The sequence below is a fragment of the Glaciimonas sp. GNP009 genome, from assembly GCF_054343755.1.
The window spans coordinates 2385450-2406177 of sequence record NZ_JBTGUV010000004.1 but is presented as its reverse complement, the minus strand read 5'-3'; the positions used below and the strand labels follow the sequence as shown (position 1 = coordinate 2406177).

Annotated in this window: 18 protein-coding genes; 9 read left to right on the top strand and 9 right to left on the bottom strand. The window is 50.3% G+C overall.

Annotated features, from left to right (window positions below):
• The first annotated feature begins 45 nt into the window (after positions 1-45).
• Positions 46-1233, top strand: a complete 1188-nt coding sequence (locus ACXX82_RS11470; protein WP_322234771.1) for an acyl-CoA dehydrogenase — start codon at positions 46-48, stop codon at positions 1231-1233.
• A 302-nt stretch (positions 1234-1535) separates the two neighbouring features.
• Here the strand turns inward: ACXX82_RS11470 and ACXX82_RS11465 are convergent, their stop codons facing one another.
• The gene (locus tag ACXX82_RS11465) at positions 1536-2156 is read right to left on the bottom strand and encodes a DNA-3-methyladenine glycosylase I (RefSeq protein ID WP_323506259.1); all 621 of its coding nucleotides are present in this window, start codon (positions 2154-2156) and stop codon (positions 1536-1538) included.
• A 448-nt stretch (positions 2157-2604) separates the two neighbouring features.
• Here ACXX82_RS11465 and ACXX82_RS11460 point away from each other — a divergent pair, with 448 nt between their 5' ends.
• From ACXX82_RS11460 to ACXX82_RS11430, 7 genes are all read left to right on the top strand, one after another.
• Entirely contained in the window at positions 2605-5310 is a 2706-nt protein-coding gene (locus ACXX82_RS11460; protein WP_458562946.1) for a PepSY domain-containing protein, read from the top strand.
• Between the two features lie 390 nt (positions 5311-5700).
• Positions 5701-6258: a GspH/FimT family pseudopilin gene (locus ACXX82_RS11455; RefSeq protein WP_322234766.1), complete on the top strand. Its 558-nt coding sequence runs from the start codon at positions 5701-5703 to the stop codon at positions 6256-6258.
• Positions 6259-6340: 82 nt separating this feature from the next.
• Positions 6341-6883 (top strand): type IV pilus modification protein PilV, encoded by a 543-nt coding sequence (pilV, locus tag ACXX82_RS11450; protein WP_322234764.1) that lies wholly within the window; start codon positions 6341-6343, stop codon positions 6881-6883.
• Between the two features lie 8 nt (positions 6884-6891).
• Positions 6892-7965, top strand: coding sequence for a PilW family protein (locus ACXX82_RS11445; RefSeq protein WP_323506261.1), 1074 nt, complete (start codon positions 6892-6894; stop codon positions 7963-7965).
• Complete coding sequence (locus ACXX82_RS11440; RefSeq protein ID WP_322234760.1) at positions 7962-8510, top strand: pilus assembly PilX family protein; 549 nt, start codon at positions 7962-7964, stop codon at positions 8508-8510. The genes ACXX82_RS11445 and ACXX82_RS11440 overlap by 4 nt, the downstream gene beginning before the upstream one ends.
• Positions 8511-8600: 90 nt before the next feature.
• Positions 8601-12104, top strand: a complete 3504-nt coding sequence (locus ACXX82_RS11435) for a pilus assembly protein (RefSeq protein ID WP_458562945.1) — start codon at positions 8601-8603, stop codon at positions 12102-12104.
• Between the two features lie 12 nt (positions 12105-12116).
• The gene (locus ACXX82_RS11430; protein WP_322234757.1) at positions 12117-12563 is read left to right on the top strand and encodes a type IV pilin protein; all 447 of its coding nucleotides are present in this window, start codon (positions 12117-12119) and stop codon (positions 12561-12563) included.
• A gap of 197 nt (positions 12564-12760) precedes the next feature.
• On the opposite strand, the gene ACXX82_RS11425 is transcribed toward ACXX82_RS11430, so the two are convergent.
• The 3 genes from ACXX82_RS11425 to ACXX82_RS11415 all read right to left on the bottom strand — a co-directional run bounded on the left by ACXX82_RS11425 (position 12761) and on the right by ACXX82_RS11415 (position 14342).
• Positions 12761-13048: a TFIIB-type zinc ribbon-containing protein gene (locus tag ACXX82_RS11425; RefSeq protein ID WP_322234755.1), complete on the bottom strand. Its 288-nt coding sequence runs from the start codon at positions 13046-13048 to the stop codon at positions 12761-12763.
• Between the two features lie 174 nt (positions 13049-13222).
• Positions 13223-13909, bottom strand: a complete 687-nt coding sequence (locus ACXX82_RS11420; RefSeq protein ID WP_323506263.1) for a Bax inhibitor-1/YccA family protein — start codon at positions 13907-13909, stop codon at positions 13223-13225.
• Between the two features lie 34 nt (positions 13910-13943).
• Positions 13944-14342 carry an HPF/RaiA family ribosome-associated protein gene (locus ACXX82_RS11415; RefSeq protein WP_322234751.1) on the bottom strand — a complete coding sequence of 133 codons (399 nt, stop codon included), beginning with the start codon at positions 14340-14342 and terminating at the stop codon, positions 13944-13946.
• Positions 14343-14439: 97 nt separating this feature from the next.
• Between ACXX82_RS11415 and nhaR the strand changes: the two genes are divergently transcribed.
• Positions 14440-15360 (top strand): transcriptional activator NhaR, encoded by a 921-nt coding sequence (nhaR, locus tag ACXX82_RS11410; protein ID WP_322234750.1) that lies wholly within the window; start codon positions 14440-14442, stop codon positions 15358-15360.
• Between the two features lie 48 nt (positions 15361-15408).
• Here nhaR and ACXX82_RS11405 read toward each other — a convergent pair whose 3' ends face one another.
• The 5 genes from ACXX82_RS11405 to ACXX82_RS11385 all read right to left on the bottom strand — a co-directional run bounded on the left by ACXX82_RS11405 (position 15409) and on the right by ACXX82_RS11385 (position 20382).
• Positions 15409-16221, bottom strand: a complete 813-nt coding sequence (locus ACXX82_RS11405; RefSeq protein ID WP_458562944.1) for a quaternary amine ABC transporter ATP-binding protein — start codon at positions 16219-16221, stop codon at positions 15409-15411.
• The gene (locus tag ACXX82_RS11400; protein WP_458562943.1) at positions 16218-17099 is read right to left on the bottom strand and encodes an ABC transporter permease; all 882 of its coding nucleotides are present in this window, start codon (positions 17097-17099) and stop codon (positions 16218-16220) included. Before ACXX82_RS11400 ends, ACXX82_RS11405 begins: the two co-directional genes overlap by 4 nt.
• A 1-nt stretch (position 17100) precedes the next feature.
• On the bottom strand, positions 17101-18192 hold the full coding sequence (locus ACXX82_RS11395; protein ID WP_322234746.1) for an ABC transporter substrate-binding protein: 1092 nt from the start codon (positions 18190-18192) through the stop codon (positions 17101-17103).
• A 24-nt stretch (positions 18193-18216) separates the two neighbouring features.
• Positions 18217-19044, bottom strand: a complete 828-nt coding sequence (locus ACXX82_RS11390) for a phosphate/phosphite/phosphonate ABC transporter substrate-binding protein (protein WP_458562942.1) — start codon at positions 19042-19044, stop codon at positions 18217-18219.
• Between the two features lie 378 nt (positions 19045-19422).
• Complete coding sequence (locus ACXX82_RS11385; protein ID WP_322234743.1) at positions 19423-20382, bottom strand: fatty acid desaturase; 960 nt, start codon at positions 20380-20382, stop codon at positions 19423-19425.
• Positions 20383-20728 lie beyond the last annotated feature (346 nt).

Sequence of the window (20728 nt, the reverse complement as noted above, 5' to 3'; positions counted from 1 at the left end):
AGCGGTCAATATAGCAATCACGCAGAACATCAACCGGAAAATTACATGGCACAACCTAAAGCAGCTTTCAATTGGTCTGACCCGTTATTGCTAGATCAGCAACTAAGTGACGACGAACGCATGGTACGGGACGCGGTCCGTGCTTATGCGCAAGACAAGCTTGCGCCGCGCGTTCTGCTTTCGTTTCGCAATGGCGAAACCGATCCGAGTATCTTTCGCGAGATGGGCGAGCTAGGATTGCTAGGCGCGACGATCCCGACGGAATACGGTGGCGGTGGCTTAGGTTATGTTGCTTATGGGTTGATAGCACGCGAAGTCGAACGCGTTGATTCTGGTTATCGTTCGATGATGAGTGTGCAATCGTCGCTTGTAATGGTGCCGATCAATGCTTTTGGCTCCGAAGCACAAAAGCAACAATACTTACCCTCGCTGGCAAGTGGAAAAACAATTGGCTGCTTCGGTTTAACTGAACCAAATCATGGCTCTGACCCGGGCAGTATGGTCACACGTGCCAAAAAAGTTGACGGCGGCTATCAGTTATCAGGCGCAAAAATGTGGATCACTAACTCGCCGATTGCCGATGTTTTTGTGGTGTGGGCCAAAACTGAGGATGACGTGATTCGCGGCTTCATACTGGAAAAAGGCTGGAAGGGATTATCAACGCCAGTGATTCACGGCAAAGTCGGCCTACGCACATCAATCACTGGCGAAATCGTGATGGATCAGGTGTTTGTACCCGAAGAAAATTTGCTCCCGGGCGTGAGGGGCCTAAAGGGGCCTTTCACATGTTTGGATTCTGCACGGTTCGGCATCGCCTGGGGCGCACTCGGGGCCGCCGAAGACTGTTGGCATCGGGCGCGACAATACGTGCTAGATCGTCAACAGTTTGGACGACCTTTGGCGGCAAATCAGTTGGTGCAACTCAAACTAGCAAATATGCAAACCGACATCACACTGGGATTACAAGGCTGCTTGCGACTCGGCCGAATGAAGGATGAAGGAACCGCTGCGGTTGAAATTACGTCCATGATGAAACGCAATTCGTGCGGCAAGGCGCTGGACGTGGCACGGCTTGCACGCGACATGTTAGGTGGCAACGGTATATCCGATGAGTATGGCGTGATTCGTCATATGGTGAATCTGGAAGTGGTCAATACCTACGAGGGAACACATGACGTGCACGCATTGATTCTTGGTCGGGCGCAAACAGGGATTCAGGCGTTTTCCGGTTAAGGATCGATAGCGTGCACTAACTAACTTGCGTAATTTTTAAGAATGCGGACTTCAACTGATATTGACCCGAGGTGACGTTGGTGATTTTCAGGTGAAGTCTGCACTGTTACACACCATTCCCGATTTTACTTTTCGGCGAAACTTAACTGCTCTGTTCCAGCCACTCCTTTACCTTTTAGGACTGCCGTAAAACCATCTCAGCAACGGGCTTACCAACCCTGCCAACGAAGACAGTACGCTAATACGGGGCCGCCGAGGTGGCTAGGAAAGCACAACGCAGTTGGGGCGATTGACGTAAGCCCTCACTTCTTCTTGGACTTCTTCCCACTATGATGGCGGAAGCATTCACCTGTGTGATCGTCAACCAGACCAACGCCTTGCAGGTAAGCGTAAATGATGGTCGAACCAATAAATTTAAATCCGCGTTTGAGCATGTCTTTTGAAATGCGATCGGAAAGTGGTGTTTTCGCAGGGCTGGGATTCCCACTAAACCAGTTACCCCGCACTGGCTTGCCATCGACGTAAGCCCATAAAAAGGCATCCAATCCACCTAACTCATCGCGCAAACGCAAATAGGCTTGTGCGTTATTAATTGTCGCAGCGATTTTCAGACGATTGCGGATAATGCCAGCATTCGCCATCAATTCCGCCACCTTATCGGCATCATAGCGCGCGATTTTTTCGGCATCCCAATGTTCGAACGCAATCCGATAATTTTCACGTTTATTGAGAACAGTTTCCCAACTGAGACCCGCTTGCGCGCCTTCCAGATTGAGCATTTCGAATAACCGCGTTTCGTCGTGACAAGGCACACCCCACTCTTCATCGTGATACTGCAGGTAAAGAGGATTCTTGAGATTAGCCCATCCGCAACGTGTGAGATTGTCGATAATGTCCGCCGCTATTACGGGTTTGATCGTCATGGTGGTGTGAATCACTAAAATATAAACAAATGAGAACTGACGCTTAATCAATCCTACCGCCAACCAACTAGAAGATACGCTGCCTGATTATACTGAGAAACATAGAATAACTGTGTTTTTGTACAGTTACTTTAAAATCTGCTTTTACTCTTTCTTTATCTTTTTAAACGAAACGACCGTAACAACTGCCTTAAAACTTGGGGAGCTTACATAATGGTCGAACAGGTCTCGCGCTAAATATTCATTTAATGCGAATGATAATGATTACTATCCCAAGCTATAATGCCGCATAATAATCCCGAATAAATAACAAGGTGAGCATAGACCTTCCGATATGAAACACGTAGCGTTGCAAAATTGTCTGCATAAAAAACGCAATCTGCAATGCAACGACAACGGTCGAAAAATCTGCCAGCCACTCACCACTCTTCCCTTTTGATTCCCCGATATGGTTAAGAAAATCTTATTTCAAGTGCATTGGTTCATCGGCATTACTGCCGGAACTTTGCTCATGCTGGTTGGCCTTTCGGGTGCGATATTATCGTTCAGGGAAGAGTTGCTGGATCTTCTGAACCCCGGAGTGATGACGTTATCCTCTAACAAGATCACACCACTGACGCCGGATCAGTTGATCTTGCGGATACAGAGCGCACAACCATCCCATCCTGTCGCACAGGTGACGGTCTTCGCCGACCCACATATGGCGGCGCGGGTCAATTTTGCGCCAGAGCCGGGCGCAAAACGTGGCGAACTACGGTATGTCAATCCGGTCACTGGCGCGTTGCTTCCAGCATTGCAAGGTGATGAATTTTTTTCCTTTGTGGAACGGTTGCATCGCTGGTTCCTTCTTCCTAGAGACATCGGTAAAGTAGTCGCAGGAAGTGTCGCGCTGTGCCTGCTATTTCTGGCGCTGTCCGGACTATATCTCCGCTGGCCGCGGCGTCCGCTGGCGTGGCGCAACTGGACCAATATCAATTTTTCAATGACAGGACGTGCGTTTTTGTGGAACTTGCACTCGGTGGTCGGCACCTGGGCGCTAGTGATGTATCTAGTCTTTAGCCTGACCGGTTTGTATTGGGCCTTCGACTGGTTTAAAGATGGGGCAAATTGGCTGGCCAATGACACGCCAAGTGCCAAACAAATGCCATCTAAACAAGCCGATGGGATGCAAAAAACAGGTGCCGGACGCGGTGATAAATCTTCTGGACGACGCCAAAAACCGGACGATGCAACGGCTTCATCGAATGATTCCGCGAGTCATCTGGATTTGACACTGACATGGCAGGCGTTTTTGGAAGAGACGGCAAAAACCGGCGGCTACAGTAACGCCCGTTTGCGCTTGCCAGAACAACCCGGTAAGCCAATCCAAATTTTCTACCTCGACGCAAACCCGCCGCATGAAAGGGCCCGCAATCAAATGCTGATTCAGCCACAGACGGGTAAAGTTTCTAAAATTGAGCGCTATGTCGACAAATCTGCTGGCGGGCGCTTGATTGGCAGCGTGTACCCGCTTCATATGGGCAGTTATTTCGGACTAACCGGCCGCATCATCATGACGCTCGCAGGGCTCGGACTGCCGCTCTTCGGCATCACAGGCTGGATGTTATATCTGGATCGTCGGCGTAAAAAGCGCATGGTGCGCACCGAACGTGCCGCACTTGAAAACGTCACTGGCCCCAAGATCGATCCTGCTGGTTCCACGCGCGATAACGTAGTATCAACACCGCCACTGCCACCACTCCTGATCGCCTTCGCAAGCCAGTCCGGATTTGCCGAGAGTATCGCCTTACGCAGTGCAGCCGCGTTGCAGGCGGCTGGCGTATCGGTGTCTATACAGTCTTTTGCGACGTTGGACCCCGAGCGTTTACGCCATTTCCATCGCGTGCTATTGGTTGCCAGTAGTTTTGGCGAGGGCGATCCACCGGATAGCGCACGACGCTTTGCCCGACAATTATCCCCATTATCGCCATCCTCACGGCATTCTTTACCAGATCTGCGCTACGGCATTTTGGCATTGGGCGACAGCGCTTATCCACAGTTTTGTGGTTTCGGCCATACTTTGGATCACTGGCTACAAAATCAGGGCGCGCAAGCATTTTTTCCGATGATAGAAGTCGATAACGGCGATAGCGCTGCATTATCCCGTTGGCAGCATTCTTTAAGCGAAGTTGCAGGCACGACAATAGCCATTTCGGTAACTACGGAATCTGACGACCAACGTTCACCAGGTGCTTACCAATCATGGCGACTGAATGCGCGCCAACAATCCAATCCAGGCAGTCAGGGCGACCCTATTTTCCATCTGGAATTTTCCCTGCCGAACGCAATCCAAACGCATTGGATTTCTGGCGCATTGGTTGAAGTCAGACCACGCCATTCGATTGCGCGCGTCGATTTTTTTCTCCAACAACTGGCGCTGAAAGCGGCGACAATCATCACCCATAACGGCGAAGAAATCACACTCGGTGAAATATTGTCTCGGAGTATATTGCCGCATCACAACAACGAAATGCTGGCGGTCACCGCGCAACAATTAGCCGATCAATTACAACCGCTCGGCACGCGTCGCTATTCCATCGCCTCAATTCCAAACGATGGCAGCGTCCACTTATTAGTGCGTCAGGTTATGCATGAAGATGGTGTTGGTCTGGCATCCGGTTGGCTTACCGCACACCTTCCGCTGGGTTCTGAAGTAGAGATGCGTTTGTTGCCGAATCCTGCCTTCGAGTTGATTGCTGCTGACGCACCGTCCATATTCATCGGTAACGGTTCCGGTATCGCTGGTTTGCGCGGTCATTTGCGTGCGCGGGCGCACGCCGGCCAGCACACAAATTGGTTGTTATTCGGTGAACGCAATCTGGCGCACGATTTCTTGTATCGCGATGAAATTCAGCAATGGTTGACTGACGGCGTCCTCTCTGGCGCAGATTTCGCCTTTTCGAGAGATCAACCAGAAAAAATTTATGTTCAGGATCGTTTGCGTATGGCGGCGGATAAATTGCGCAAATGGCTCCAGGACGGAGCGGTTATTTACGTTTGCGGAAGTCTGGATGGAATGGCCGCAGGGATTGACAGCGTACTCACCGACATTCTCGGCGAAGCGGCGCTGGATGACTTGATCGCCAAAGGGCGCTATCGGCGCGATGTGTATTAAATAAAAGCCTTAGTGCCGCTCGAACTAACGTCGATGTTTGTTCAAAAAACAGCGCTGAAAACAGCGCTGATTGAGCACAGAAAAATAGTTGAAACAGCGCAACATCCCATTTTATTTGCCTTATTTTATATTCCGTTGCAGAGACCAATACCGCTGATCCGGAAAAAATTGCCGTCCGTCTAAAAAGTTTTGTTTAAACAAGGTTTGCACGTATTCTTTTCCTGAAGTTGCGACATCAGACTTGCATCAAGATAACTTATTCACGCTTCCCTCTATATTGTGCGTTTGCCTGTTTAGCGACGATGCACGTTTTATCTGCATCTTTTTTATATCGTCCGTAATGTCCTATCAACATGGCGGCTATTTAACGTCTCAGTTAAACGACCTTTGATGAAAAATTCAGTGATCAAGCGTTCAAGCTTTGCTGCGTTCACGTTGATTGAACTATTGATCACGATTGCCATTGCCGCAATTTTAGTTTCGCTTGCTCTGCCATCATTCAATACGTTGCTACTCAATAATCGCCAGACTGGGCAAGCAAATGCATTTATGAGCGCGCTGAATTACGCCCGCGCTAGCGCGCTGACGCAAAATGGCACTACGCAGGTTTGCCCCGTCGGCGCAACCGGTTCTGTCACTTGCGGCGCTAACTGGAATACCGGTTGGATTGTTAAAACAGTTCCCACTGCGGGCATCGGTACGCTTTTGCAAAGCTATCGTGCAGGACCAAATGATCCGTTGCTATCGGCGGTGGCTTTTGGTGGCGTAACGGCCACTGCGATCACCTTCGACCCTCGCGGCCTTGCTACCACGCAATCCAATTTCAAAATTTGCGATACCCGCGGTGCGGCCTATGCACGATCGCTTCAGGTTATTGTCACGGGGTCAATTCAGCAAGGGCCTACGCCGGGTACCGCTGTATGGGGTGGCGCGTTGGTTTGTCCTTAGCGAATGATTGTATTCAAAAAAAATGATCGTAAAAAATGAGCACAAACGGTGAGCATAAAGTAAGCGCAAAAGGTGGAATGCCATGAGTCAAAAAAGAACCATCGACCGCCGCACCGGATTTGCCTTGCTGGAAGTCCTGATTGCACTTGTTGTACTTGCTTTTGGCATGATCGGTATTGCCGGAATGTTGTTGGTAGCGCACAAAGCGAATAGCGCGAGTTATCTCAAACAACAGGCCGTCCAATCAGCCTATGACATCATCGACCGCGTCCGCGCTAACAGTCCTGCTGCCGTTAGCGGTAGTTATAACGTCAATAATTTACTGACCGGCGCAGTCCTTCCCGCCGCTCCGGCGACGATCCCTCCCGATTGCAGCGTTGTGGCCTGTAGCGTGGCTCAGTTAGCCGCCTACGACGTATGGTACTGGCTTGCTAAGGATATCGCGCAATTACCAAACGGACGTGGCTCTGTCGTTACCGCTGCCGTAGCAACCAGTAACAACACGCTGGTTACCGTGACGGTGCAATGGGATGACTCCCCAGCGCAAAGCAAACTAGGGGCGTCCACGCAGACTCAAGGGACCAGCGCCAATCTGGCGCAATTTACCGTGCAGACACTCTTATGAGGCCCTCTTTGAAGCCGATAAATAAAAACGTCCGCGGGTTTTCATTAATTGAGCTCATGATCGCCATCACGCTTGGGCTATTTTTAGTAGGCGCGATCATCAGCGTTTATCTCGCGGAAACGCAGATTTACAAATCCACGAATTCGCAAGCGAGCATCCAAAATGCAGAGAATGCTATTGCGGGACTAGTCACGCCGGTCATACGCGCTGCAGGCTTTAATGGTTGTTCATCATTGACGCAATCTTTGTCCAACCTTAACGCCGGTGGCCCGCCGCCTTTGGGTACGCTGGGAACATCGATCAATGCGCTGTTTGGCTATGCTGGCAGCGGCGCTACCTTGACTATCGTGCAAGATAATAGTGCGAATGATGTGATCGCCACCGATTGGAGTCCGACGCTAGACGCGACGCTGACGGGCAAAGTCCAGGCGGGCAGTGACGTGCTGATTTTGCTGGGTGCAATGCCGAATACCCCGCCGGTAGGGGTGACCGTTATTCCGTTAGGTGCGGCAACGATGACCTTGCAGAATACAACAGGTCTGGCAGTTGGTCAGCTCGGAATCGTCTCTGATTGCCTGAAATCAAGTATTTTTCAAATCACCGCTATTGCCGGAAATACCATTACCCATGCGGCTACTGGAGGTGCGATTGGTACAAATAGTACTAGCGTATTCGCGGTCAACTATCAAACCGGTGCGCTATTTGTGCCCCTGCAACAAACTGCCTTTTATGTAGCGCAAGGTGTCGGCGGCGATCAAAGTGCGCTAATGCGATCGACTTATAACAATGGCGTCTGGACCGATCTGCCATTGGTGCCGGGGGTTGAAGCGATGCAGGTTTTATATGGGATCGGCACAAATAACATCCTGACCCAGTATGTTTCTGCCAATGCAGTAACAGACTGGACACAAGTCTATTCGGTGCGCCTGGGGTTTCTGATACAGGGCCAAGTTGGTTCGGGGACCACATCAAATGCGAGCTCCCGCCAATTTACCGTCTTGAATACCACTGTTACGGTGCCCGCCGATGGCCGTTTACGGCACGTCTATGAAATGACGATCAACCTGAGGAATGCGGCATGAAAACTCCCTCACGCTCTTTTAGTGTTCCACCTTTTAGCGCACGTGCTTTTCGCGGACAAAAAGCACGCGCGCAACGCGGGGCAGTATTGCTGATCACGGTTATGCTAGTGTTAATGTTGACCATTCTCGCCCTCGGATTGGTGGCGTTAAATAGTACCCAAACCCGCATCGCCACCAACAGTGCCGATGTGCAAATCGCCTTTCAAACCGCTGAAGCGGCACTGAATCAAGCCCAAAGTAATCTCCTCGCGGGTGCTTATCCGGTAGGAAATTTTCAATCTAATGGCAACGGCTTGTATTTGTTTAACCCAGCCAATCCGCCATTGTGGACCACCATTCTTTGGAGTGGTGCGGCGGTGATTTCAAGCTTTCAGGGAAACTCCAACACCGCCGCTGCCTACTTTATTGAGCTTCTGCCCTCAGTCGTATTGCCGGGTCAAAACATGAAAAAAGTCACGCGCGTCTTTCGCGTCACGGCGCGGGCAGTTGGGGCCAGTGGCGGCGCACCGGTATTGCTGCAGGCAACGGTACAAATTCAACAGTAGCGCTATATGCGCGCAAGATTAATTAAGTAACAAGTCAGCCGCCACTTCGCATCACTTACAGTAGCGCGGAAGAAATGAGAGGATCGACGTATGCAGCAACAACAAAAATCGAGGATGCGCTTGAAATACCTGCCTGCCATTGCTGCCGTAATGGCGGCGGCAGTCTTGCTAGCTTCGTCAACAACGATTCCTCCTGCAAACGCCCAGCCTAGCGTGACGCTCGCGATTTCTCAGGTACCGTTGACCGTATCCACACCAGCGCATCCGCAGGTCTTAATTGCGCTGGGTAACTCAGAATCGATGGATGGGACGCTAAGCGGCGCGATCATGATCGGGTCTGGTAGTGTGCCGAGCGGATTAGCCAGCCTAAAAAATTCCAGCTCCCCGGTAACCTATTTTGTACCTGCCGGTTTCACGCCACCAATACAGGCAGCCGACCTGGCAGGCAATGCGCCTTACACGGTCAGTCAGAACGGCAATCTGGCCGATAACGGGGCCAGTCGGCTGAACGTAGCCAAAGGCGGCATCCAGGCGATTATCCAGGCCTACATGCAAAATACCGACTTTGCGCTCCTTAACTACAGTACAAACAACACAAGGATTTATACAACGTGGGTGTATTACATGTCTCCCGCAACGAGCGGTTTCACCTTTACCAATACTCAGGTAAGCGGCAACCGTTATGTTACCAATCCATGTTTTGGTTACCCATCCGCAAGCGCGACGGTACAAAATAATTGCGCTTCGATTATAGGTTCCAGTTTGTACTCTGCCTCGGCGGTAGCAAACTCGCAGTATATGCAAATTGGCGCATCCAGCGACGACGCAACCATCAATGATGTTCTCTATGCCGGATCGCAGGCCAGCGTCTACATTAACTATGGAAATATTAGCCCCAGCACGCCATTTCCGCCAAATTACTCATTAGGTAATTACAACAGCGGGTCGATTAATGTTTCCTACCAATTTAGCGCCCCTTCTGCCAATCAGTCAACCGGCCCCACTAACGCCGGATACGTACCGTTTTCACGACAGGTCATGTATGTGCAGCGTGGATTTGGCTACGGTGGAGGCCAATCCGCCACCTCGGGAAATGTTGTTGTTCCAATGACTTCCGCGGGAGCAGCCCCGACCACCACCACAGTGACCGCTGCGGTAAGTGCTTTTTTACCTTATTTAGCGCCCGAAACCAACAACACTAACACCGCTGAGATCAAGGCAGTGGCTGGTCAGGCACCAACCGCCGGATTATTGGCAAAGGCGCAAAGTTATCTGGCGAGCGTAGCAGGATCAACCATTGCTTGTATCCCCAAACAATATGTCGTGCTCATTTCTGACGGGTTACCAACTCAGGATCTGGCTGGCAGATATTGGCCTCCATTAGGTAGTGCAGCAGCCGTCGGTTATGGCGTGACCGCCAATTTCAATTCGGATGGCTCCCTCAATACCGCCAATCCGGGCAATGACCAGGCGCTGATTGATACGATTACCAATCTTACCAACATGAATGCGGCTGGTATCAGCACTTACGTCATTGGTTTAGGGGCCGGAGTAGATCCCGCGGTAAATCCGCAAGCCGCGGCCACATTGCAAGCAATGGCAATCGCTGGTGGAACGGCTAACTATTATCCCGCCAGCAGCCCAGGTGATCTTGTCAACGATCTCAATACTATTTTAGTTTCGGTTCAAAAAGGAACCCAGTCAACGACCGCCGCCGCCGTCAATTCACCGTCTCTCCAGAATGGGACCGTGGTCGAGTATCAAGCCAGTTTTAATCCAAACGACACGCCCTATCAGGATTGGACCGGCAGTATCATCCCAACGGCGCTCGACAAAAATGGCATCCCAACCACCATTTCGCCATGGGGCGGGGCGACTACACAATCTTTATTGGATACGCAAGTTATTGGAACTGGATGGTCGACCGGGCGCGTCGTCGCCACCACCAACCCAGCTCTTAACTCAGGCGGCAATGGCGTGCCCTATCAATGGGTAAACCTAAGTCCGGCCCAACAGCTTTTGATGCAACCTAACGATAATCTTGGACAGAGTCGTCTCCAGTACATCCGCGGCAATACGGCTCTGGAAAAGCGCAACGGCGGCACTTTCCGCAATCGGTCACATATTCTTGGAGATATCGTCGATAGTCAGCCACTATATGTCGGCACACCCAACGCCGCGTATTTGACGGCTAGTTATCTCGCGTTTCAGAAGGCTCAGGCCGCACGGCAACCTATGCTTTACGCCGGCGCAAATGACGGTATGCTGCACGCCTTCGATGCAACCACTGGTGCGGAAAAATTTGCTTTTATACCGAACGCTGTCCTTCCCAATCTGCAAGCATTAACGATCCCTATTTACAATCAAAACCATCTCTTCTTTGTAGACGGATCGCCACAATCTGGCGATGTCCAATTTCCCGATACAACCTGGCATACCATTTTGGTCGGTGGCGAAGGCGGCGGTGGAAAAAGCATCTATGCTCTCGATATAACCAATCCGCAAAGTTTGACGACCGAAGCAGCACTAGCAGCCAAGGTATTGTGGGAATTTACCGATGCCGACATGGGCCTCAGCTACAGTGAGCCTCAAATTGCGCCGATTACGGCTACACCGAATTTTGCGGTTTTCTTCGGTAACGGCTATAACAGCCCCAACAACAAGGCCGTTCTCTACGCGATCAACCCAAGTACCGGACAGACTATTGCCAAAATAGATTTATGCGCTGCCGTGTCGGGGGCGTGCAATAGCATGCTTGCGCAAGGCTTGTCGACTGTCTCGGTAGGAAATGCAGATGGTCTGCAATCTCAGCCTGTCACGCAAGTCTATGCCGGCGATTTACAAGGCAATCTTTGGGCAATTGATGTATCCAATGCTACCCCATCGAAATGGCAAGTACGGTTGTTGTTTCAGGCACGCGATGCGAGCGGCAATATTCAACCGATCACTGTCGCACCCGTCGTCACACTCCATCCGAATTATCCGCGCCTGCAAGGTCAATTCATCTTGTTTGGCACTGGCCAATTGCTGACCGTCGCAGATTTGAGCGATCAGTTAAAACAGACCATTTATGCCATTTGGGACAAACCGGGAAATACCACCGTCCCCCCCCGCAGTAATCTGCAAGTGCAAACACTGACAGTGGGCGCGGGAGGTTTGTTGTTTGATACCAGCACGCCGGTTGACTGGACTAAAAAGTTAGGCTGGTATGACGACTTGCTGGTGGCCGGGCAACGCGTGGTCACGGCTCCGGGGTTGCTTGATGGGGCATTTATAACGACCTTGAATACGCCACCGGCGGCGAATACCTGCAATGCGGGGTTTACCGCCACGTTCCTGGAATTAAATTTTAAGACCGGCGGTGCCTTTTCACAACCACAACTAGATACAAACGGCGATGGCGTTATTAATGCGCTTGATTCAAATGCCGTCGGTCTTCCGCTTGGTACGGGCTATTCCAGCACCCCAATCCCAATCGGTCCGAATTCAAAAAATCAAATCATCAAATTGATTACCCAATCCGGAGGACAGCAGAAGTCTATTCGTGATCCGAACAACACACCACGACGCTTGACGTGGTGGCAACTTCAATAAAAGGCGCGCACTATGCGTATGCACACAACTCCATTTCATTTGTCGAGGCAACTGCAACGGGCTTTTACCCTTGTCGAACTCATGGTCGTGGTCGCGATTATCGGGATTCTTGCCGCTTTTGCGTACCCAAGTTATACGTCTTACGTGCTGAAATCACATCGCGCCGATGCGTTAAACGCGCTATCCCAGAATCAGGTCATACTGGAACGGTGTTACGCCCAGAATTTTACATACAATCAGGCGTGCGCTTCGCTCCCGGCCTTTCCTCTGGCGTCGCCACAGGCCTACTACACGATTACGCTTCCGATCCAGACCGCAACGGCCTTTACGCTCACGGCCACCGCGATTGGGACTCAGGTTCAAGATACCAGCTGTGCAACATTATCCGTTGACCAGGCAAATCAGCAAACCGCCTTCGACAATGGTGGGACCGCACAAACTGTGTGCTGGCATCCTTAACGCAACGTTCAACGCCTGTTCAATACCAATTGGATAGAAAAATTTTGAGGACAAAATAGACTCAAAGAAAAACGATCCTGACTTGCATCTAAACACCTGTAACATTAATTTAGGCAAGAAAAAGGCGCAAAACCAGGATGTTTTTATCCTCTGTTTTGCGCCCTCTTAAACCCTTTTCTGCCGAAAACAACGGCATCTCAATCGAACAATTCTTGCCAGAAGCTCTCTTTCTTTTTGGGGCGATGGCGATTATCGTACGATGAAGAATCTTTCTCATGATGTTCCGAGCGATAGTTCGGTTGCTGCCGCGTAGATCTGATCGGCGGCTCGATAACCGGTGTTATTTCAAGCATCGATTGCTCAATGATTTTATCGAGCTCACCACGATCAAGCCAGACACCGCGGCAACTTGGGCAATAATCGATCTCGATATTTTGACGCTCACTCATAACGAGCTCTTTCTCTTTACATACAGGGCAATACATGGAAACCTCCAATGGTTGACTATAAAAACCCTCACTGAAATAACCTCAGCGAGGATTGTGAAGTGATGATGTTTAACAAAAATATGCGAAGTAGAAATCAAATACACAAGTCACATACAAAGGTGCGATGCGTCGTCATTTTGCGTAGGTAGCGCACCTGGGCAGCGTACTTATTTATTCCTTGTTAGCGAATCCCAATAGCTGCAACAAACTGGTGAAAAGATTAAAAATTGACACGAACAGACTGACCGTCGCCATCACGTAATTGGTTTCTCCACCTCTTACAATATTATTAGTTTCATAAAGAATCATTCCTGACATCAGCAACACGAAGACCGCGGATACCGTCAGCGATAACGCCGGTATCTGGAGAAAAATTCCTGCCAGTGCGGCAACAAAAGCCACCAGAATACCCACCGTCAACATCCCGCGCATAAACGACAGATCACGCTTGGTGAACAACGCGTAAGCCGACATACCCAGAAAAATCGCCGCAGTACCACCCAGCGCCATCATCACCGTCATAGTGCCGTTTGGCATCTTTAAGTAATGACTAATAATCGGACCGAGCGTATAGCCCATAAAGCCGGTCAGAGCGAACACCATCGCCACACCCAAACCACGGTCCCGATTTTTGGTCACCAAATACAGCAGACCAAAGTATCCCGCGATCGTGATCAGAATGCCCGGCCCCGGCAAACGCAGTGCAGCTGTGACGCCAGCCGTGATTGCGCTAAAGCCAAGACAAAGCGATAGTAGTAGATAGGTGTTGCGCAAAACCTGCCGCGCCGCGCCATCCATGACCGTGGTCGTCGAATACCTGGAGGCGCTATTTCTGAGTGTGTTGTAACGGTTATTCATGCATGATCCTTTCGTGAAAATAAAATAAAATAAATTAAATGAGCGTCGGCTCTGTTACTGGCAAAGCAATGTCGGCGGTCACCATGGCCGCAACAGTCGCGACGGTTGCAGCAAATTTCTTGTGATGGATCGATTTTGCCCGGGACAACAAACGGTCAATTGCCTGTGCGGCGCGCTGCGCAGCCTGATCCACCATAGCGGCAATATCGTTACCTTTTTCGATCACCACAATCGTAGGCAACCCTGGCATGGTTAAATGAATCTGGCAGTGCTTGTCCATTCCGCCCTTCGGACCGTTTTGATCCGTAATACGGACTTTCAAAGTCTGAATACTGTAGTGCGCGCGGTCGAGCGTCATGCGAAGACGATGAATGACATACTCGCGTAATCTGGCGCTGAGTTTTACCCCTTTTGCAACGATCGTCGGTTTCATAATGACTCCAATTCGTTTTAGGAAAAATCATCATAACGTTGCCCTAATCATTTAAAAAGCGAAGATAATTGAAGTATTACTTCGGAAAAACAGAACAATGAAATCAACAGGATTAAACTTTCGACATCTCCACTATTTCTGGGTCGTTGCCAAGGAAGGCAGCGTCACCGGTGCAGCCGATCGGCTCGGCGTAGCAGTGCAGACAATCAGCATGCAACTCTCTCTGCTCGAGCAATCAATCGGTAAGGCGTTACTGGCCCCACAGGGACGCCGACTGGTGCTGACCGAGGCCGGACGGATGGCATTGGGTTATGCCGATCAGATTTTTCTCTTGGGCGAACAAATGCAAGAGGCACTTGCCGCCACGAGCGAGGACCGCATGTTGCGGCTATCCGTTGGCATCTCTGACTCATTACCGAAGCTGATCGCATCGCGCTTGCTGGAAGCCGCATTGAGACTACCAGAGCGGGTCAAACTAATCTGTTACGAAGATAAATTCGAGTCACTTCTAGGCGACTTAACGGTACATAAACTCGACGTTGTACTGACCGACCGTCCTGTACCATCCGGCACCACGTTGCGTGTATTTAGCCATTTGCTGGGTGAAAGCGACATTGCGTTATTTGGCACGCCGGAACTGGCAAAGCGCTATCGCGACCAATTTCCGACCAGCCTCAACGGCGCACCGCTTCTGCTACCTACGCGCAACAATCTGATTCGCGGCCGCATCGACCACTGGTTTGAAACCCGCAATCTGCGCCCGGACGTGGTCGGAGAATTCGATGATAATGCGTTGTTGAATACGTTTGGACGGAGCGGATTGGGATTATTTCCTGCACCATCCGCGCTTGCAGCAGACGTTCAGGAACAATTTGGCGCAGAACAAATTGGTAAACTGGATCAGGTCCATGAGCAGTTTTACGCCGTATCGAATGAACGTAAAATCAAGCATCCGGCCATCGAAGCCATTCTTTCAGCGATCCATGGCAGAGTGTTTACGCCGACCAAACGAAAATAAGGCAATTGTTGAGCAATATTGTGCATGACATCGCACAATACTTCTCATCTACACCACCTCCCGCTTTTCCACAAAGCGTCGTACATAATCGTCTACCGGATTTTGCAAAATATCGGTTGGCGTACCTTCTTGCACCAATTTTCCATCACGTAAAATGGCGATGCGGGTTCCAATCCGCAACGCTTCGTCAAGATCATGCGTGATGAACACAATTGTCTTTTGCAACGTCGCCTGCAAGTCCAGCAATTGCGTTTGCATTTCGCTACGAATCAGCGGATCGAGTGCACTAAAAGCTTCGTCCATCAACACAATATCGGTATCCATTGCCAAGGCACGCGCTAAACCGACGCGCTGGCGCATGCCGCCGGAAAGGGCATCGGAGTAATTGCCCTCATACCCAGTCAGCCCAACCCGCTCAATCCAGTCACGTGCGATAACCAGACTTTCAGCACGGTTGTCGCCGCGTACCAGCAATCCATATGCCGTATTCTCCAACACGGTTTGATGTGGCAACAAACCAAAATTCTGGAACACCATACTAATTCGGCGGCGGCGCAAGTCACGCAGCCCTGCGGCATCCAGCGTCAAGATATTTTGACCATCGATGAAGATTTCACCAGCCGTCGGATCGATAAGGCGATTGAAGTGGCGCACCAGCGTCGATTTTCCTGAACCTGACAATCCCATGATGACAAAAATTTGTCCTGCTGCGATTTGTAAGCTGACGTGATCAAGACCGACATTACAATTGTGCTGCTGCAAAATGTCGGCTTTGGTTTTGCCATTGCGCAATTGCTTCAGCGCTTCTTGTTCGTGAGGACCGAAGATTTTAACGATTTGGCGTGCTTCGATTTTGATCATTTCAGCGTTTGCTCTCTGGTCTGCGGTTGTTTAAGCGCAATACGCTGGCGGCGCGTCAAGCCATAACCTTGGCTGATGCGATCAATCACAATAGCCAGAATCACAATTGCTATACCCGCTTGCAAACCGGTGCCGGTATCGAGCGTCTGAATGCCCTGTAAAACGTCTTCGCCAAGCCCGCGCGCGCCGATCATGGACGCAATCACCACCATACCAAGCGCCATCATGGTGGACTGATTAATTCCGGCCATGATGCTGGGTCGGGCCAACGGCAATTGCACACCGATCAGCAATTGCCATTTGCTGGTCCCGAAAGACCAGGCCGCTTCAGTCAGATCGGTGTCGACCTGACGGATACCAAGATCGGTCAATCGAATCAAGGGCGGCAACGCATACACCACCGTTGCAAAAATCGCAGGGACTTTGCCCAAGCCGAAAAGCATCAATACCGGAATCAGATAAACAAAGGTCGGCAAAGTTTGCATCACATCCAGCGCTGGCAATAATACCTTACGCAACCACGTGCTGCGCGACATCAATATCCCAAGCGGAATGCCCATCAATAACGTTATCAACGTTGATACCAACATCAGCGCCAGTGTCTGCATCAATTTATCCCACAAACCAAACGCGCCAATCAGGTACAACAAAGCCACCAGCAACAGACTGATCACAATACGTTGGGTTGCGTGCCACGCCATCAATCCAATTGCCAGAAGGATCAACCACGGCGGCGCTGCGCGTAAGGCGGTTTCCAGCGGAACCAGCACCCACGTCAATACCGCATCGCTGATTGCATGAAAATGATCGCCGTAATGGGTGACCAACCAATCAACGCCGCTATTAATGGCTGACTTTAAGGAGAGCGAAAAAAACATATTACTTCACACTCGCACTGATCTTGGCACCGACATCCACGGGTACCCATTTTTTCCATATTTCAGGATGCTGCTGTAGAAAAATCTGAGCGACTTGTGGCGGTGCCAGTTTCTTTTCAGCCATGTCGGCAAGCGACTTATTCAGCAAGTCGAGTGGGATATTGAACTTCGATAAAAACGCACTCAATACTGGGTCCTGCTTATTAAAAACAGTAGAAACGCCGGCCTGAATCACTGCCTCGGGCGCGGCTGAACCGCAAGGATTTGGCGTATCTTTGTTCGCAAGAGTCTTGAAGCATGCCTCATTAAATGCAGGCTCTTGTAATTTTACAAATTTAAATTTCCCCATCAGCGCAGTAGGAGCCCAATAATAAAACAGCAATGGTTTGCCGCGTTGATAATCCGACGTAATCGCCGCATCCAATGCGGGTCCGGTGCCGGGACGAAAATTTACGTAGCTGTCGGTCAGTTTATAAGCCTTGAGCTTTTGTGTGTTGACACCTTCGCACGTCCAACCGGTTGGACAATTCAGAAAACGTCCTTTTGATGGCTCTTCCATATCCTTGAATAACGTTTTGTAGGTCGGCAGATCAGCGACTGATTTCAGCGTCGGTGCCATCGGTTTAATACCGCGACTTGCGTCGCCCTTTATCACGTACTCGGGCACGTACCAACCTTCACTGGCGCCCACGATGACTTTGCCGAGTGGCATCACGCTGCCAGCTTTCGCCGCCGTATTCCACGCATCGCTGCGTCCTACCCACTCTTCGGCCAGCACCTGAATGTCATTCTTCGACAGCGCTACTTCCATCGCTACCGTATTGCCGGGAACGCTTTCAGTCTTGCAGCCATATCCTTTTTCCATGACGGAGCGCATCACCTCGGTCAAAACGGAGCCGCTCTCCCAATTGAGTCCGGCAAATTTGACGATCTTGCCACTCGCACACCAAGGTGAAACGGTGGCGCCTGAAGCCGTAGAAGCCAGTGCGATGGGCGATGCTGCGGTCGCTCCATGAGCGGCTATTACGCATCCGCCGATCAATGTCAACCGCGCTAAAAAGCCGCGCATTCGCCGCATAGAGTGAATAGTCATTTTTGTCATTATCCTTATCAATTCCTATGCTAACCGCGGATAGCCTAGCGCAATCGCAAATTCTTCCATCGCCATGATAGCTTGATAGTCTTTTTCTACAGTAAGCGCCAAGCCAGTGATGCGCAGTGGCTCAGCGATCTGCCGATTTACACACACCTTCTCTAAGGCCTCTACTAATATGACAGACTGTGTTTGATTAAGCTGTAAAGACGCAATAAATGGTAGACCCGGAGCCGCCAGACTTTCTTGCAAAATGCGCAATCCAAAGACTTTATCTGGACAAGCGCGGGCGACATAAGCAAACGTCACACAATCAATTGCCGCCACATCTGCCGACCCATTTTGCACCATCACCAGACTGTCGAGGTGTGAGCCCGATACATGTACCTTATCAAAAAAATAGCCTTTGTGGGCAAAAGGTGCCACGGTATGGCGCAAGGCGTTCATCCCGCTATGGGAATTCAACTGATTGACAACGCCAGTACTTCCACGGAAATCAGCTAAGGCGGGCATCGACCGAAGCATTCCTGCATCCGAATCATCAGCCCGGACAACGAGTAAACTACGATAAGAAACGCCACTGCAACCGGGAACATCATAAGTCGGCGTACCTAGAAGTTGTACCTGACCGTGCAAAGAGGTTGTCAACGGATAGCCACAGGTTTGGCTCAGCAAGAGATCAGAACGCAGCCAGAAATGCTCCAGATCGTCGATATCGCGCACCACCTCAATCGCGTCTGTCCATCCGCGCGCGCGCAGCACCGCAATAACGGCCTCCAGAAAACGCTCGTAATCTGCGGTCAATGTTGGGCCGACGTTATACATCGGCAGCGCTACTTTCCAAGTCTGCATTTTTAAAATATTTTAGCGAGTTGCCCTATTTTAGAGCGTATGCGATTGGAAAGTCTTTGAATACTACAAGCTGAAAATCAATACTTGACCTCGTATAGGCATCTTTGCCGGTTAGTTAGCCAATTAGCCACCGCTGTAACGTGATTGATTTTGGAGTCAAAAAGATCTATTGAGGCCTGCGTTCGTCACTGTTCCGCCTCAATTCCTGGCAAGAAAATTCCGTTGCGAATTTAATCGGAGATACCTACTCGGCTGGCGCATTGAAAAAGTGAGTTGAAATACCCGCTTAAAGCGGACCAAGGCACGCCCAAATCCAGAAATACGCCGAGCACATTGCTGAAACGACCATTATCATTAGAAACGAATTTGGCCGTTCTACTATAACGCGCAGGGATTCGGGGGCAGCGGATGCAATGGATCGTCGATTGGGTTGAACCCATAATCCCGCATCAATTCACGGTATCCGTGGAGATGAAAACCACCACAGCGCGACAGATAATCAGCACGATCCTCCTGATACACGCGTGCGATCAAATACCAAGGCAGTCGCGGCAAATCGTGATGCACCAAATGGTAGTTATTATTGAGAAATAAGATGCGCATCAACAACCCCGCCTCATTGATCACGATCCGATGTTTACAATCAGCCGCTGCCCTATGTTCAAAATAGGATCGCACCATCGCCACCGACATGGCGGGATAGGCAATAAATAACAGGTAATACCACCAGGGAATATCGAAAAAATGCTGTATCCCGACCAACATACCAACAAGCAATCCTCCGTGCGTCAGCCACATCCGACCATGGCGCATATCACCATGCAAAATTTCCTCTATTGCGGTCCCCCACGTCGAGATGATTGCCATCAATGGCCCAACCAGCATCCGCCCCCAAAAAGTCTTGCGCCAGCGATATAAGGTGCGCATGAGGTGACCGCTTGCTTGCCATACTGCGGCATCAACATAATGGGTTTCCGGGTCAAGTCCCGGCACGGTCAGATTCGCGTCATTGTGATGTTGCAAGTGACTTTGGCGATAGAGCGAATACGGATACCAGACTGCCAGCGGTGCATATGCCAATATTTTATTTAGCCAGAGATAGCGCGTCGGATGCCCATGCATAATTTCGTGCTGCAAGGACATAAACCAGACACAAAAGCCAATCAATAACAGGGTCGTGGGCAGTAAAGTAAGGCGGGAGCGAAACCACAAAGTTGCACCCCAACCGCCATAAATGAGCAATACCAACAACCAGGTTGGCCACTCGGACCGTGCTATGCGATTGCTCAACAACTCGGCGATTTTTTGCTGTTGCCCATCACTCAAATATTCCGCCATGCTATGTCATCGCCTTGTTTGGTCTCGCTGGCCTTATAGTTGAAAAGGGCTGAACAGCAGAACAGACTCTCACGGTAGCATGTCGCGCAAGGTTAAAAAACGAATCAAAATTTGTATCGTTATACGTTTTTTGAATTTGACGAAGGCCCTTCAATCAAACAGCCGATCATTTGGCTAACCATTTTTTAAGATGAAAATGGGCCAAACAATCACATTTATCCCATAGGGATAACATCACTCAAACACCACACTTGTTCCCTGCGAAACCTGTCAACCGGGATGACGGGATAACAGGTAGTGAGCAAATTCCACCATGAGCGATATTAGTCGCCATTATTAACAGTTT

What these genes read in the sequence shown, in the direction of transcription:
- ACXX82_RS11455 (WP_322234766.1), top strand. Translation starts at nt 5,701, where the DNA reads ATGAAAAATTCAGTGATCAAGCGTTCAAGCTTTGCTGCGTTCACGTTG.
- ACXX82_RS11430 (WP_322234757.1), top strand. Translation starts at nt 12,117, where the DNA reads ATGCGTATGCACACAACTCCATTTCATTTGTCGAGGCAACTGCAACGG.
- pilV (WP_322234764.1), top strand. Translation starts at nt 6,341, where the DNA reads ATGAGTCAAAAAAGAACCATCGACCGCCGCACCGGATTTGCCTTGCTG.
- ACXX82_RS11420 (WP_323506263.1), bottom strand. Translation starts at nt 13,909, where the DNA reads ATGAATAACCGTTACAACACACTCAGAAATAGCGCCTCCAGGTATTCG.
- ACXX82_RS11440 (WP_322234760.1), top strand. Translation starts at nt 7,962, where the DNA reads ATGAAAACTCCCTCACGCTCTTTTAGTGTTCCACCTTTTAGCGCACGT.
- ACXX82_RS11400 (WP_458562943.1), bottom strand. Translation starts at nt 17,099, where the DNA reads ATGTTTTTTTCGCTCTCCTTAAAGTCAGCCATTAATAGCGGCGTTGAT.
- ACXX82_RS11435 (WP_458562945.1), top strand. Translation starts at nt 8,601, where the DNA reads ATGCAGCAACAACAAAAATCGAGGATGCGCTTGAAATACCTGCCTGCC.
- ACXX82_RS11390 (WP_458562942.1), bottom strand. Translation starts at nt 19,044, where the DNA reads ATGCAGACTTGGAAAGTAGCGCTGCCGATGTATAACGTCGGCCCAACA.
- ACXX82_RS11395 (WP_322234746.1), bottom strand. Translation starts at nt 18,192, where the DNA reads ATGACTATTCACTCTATGCGGCGAATGCGCGGCTTTTTAGCGCGGTTG.
- ACXX82_RS11405 (WP_458562944.1), bottom strand. Translation starts at nt 16,221, where the DNA reads ATGATCAAAATCGAAGCACGCCAAATCGTTAAAATCTTCGGTCCTCAC.
- ACXX82_RS11425 (WP_322234755.1), bottom strand. Translation starts at nt 13,048, where the DNA reads ATGTATTGCCCTGTATGTAAAGAGAAAGAGCTCGTTATGAGTGAGCGT.
- ACXX82_RS11385 (WP_322234743.1), bottom strand. Translation starts at nt 20,382, where the DNA reads ATGGCGGAATATTTGAGTGATGGGCAACAGCAAAAAATCGCCGAGTTG.
- ACXX82_RS11465 (WP_323506259.1), bottom strand. Translation starts at nt 2,156, where the DNA reads ATGACGATCAAACCCGTAATAGCGGCGGACATTATCGACAATCTCACA.
- ACXX82_RS11470 (WP_322234771.1), top strand. Translation starts at nt 46, where the DNA reads ATGGCACAACCTAAAGCAGCTTTCAATTGGTCTGACCCGTTATTGCTA.
- ACXX82_RS11415 (WP_322234751.1), bottom strand. Translation starts at nt 14,342, where the DNA reads ATGAAACCGACGATCGTTGCAAAAGGGGTAAAACTCAGCGCCAGATTA.
- ACXX82_RS11460 (WP_458562946.1), top strand. Translation starts at nt 2,605, where the DNA reads ATGGTTAAGAAAATCTTATTTCAAGTGCATTGGTTCATCGGCATTACT.
- nhaR (WP_322234750.1), top strand. Translation starts at nt 14,440, where the DNA reads ATGAAATCAACAGGATTAAACTTTCGACATCTCCACTATTTCTGGGTC.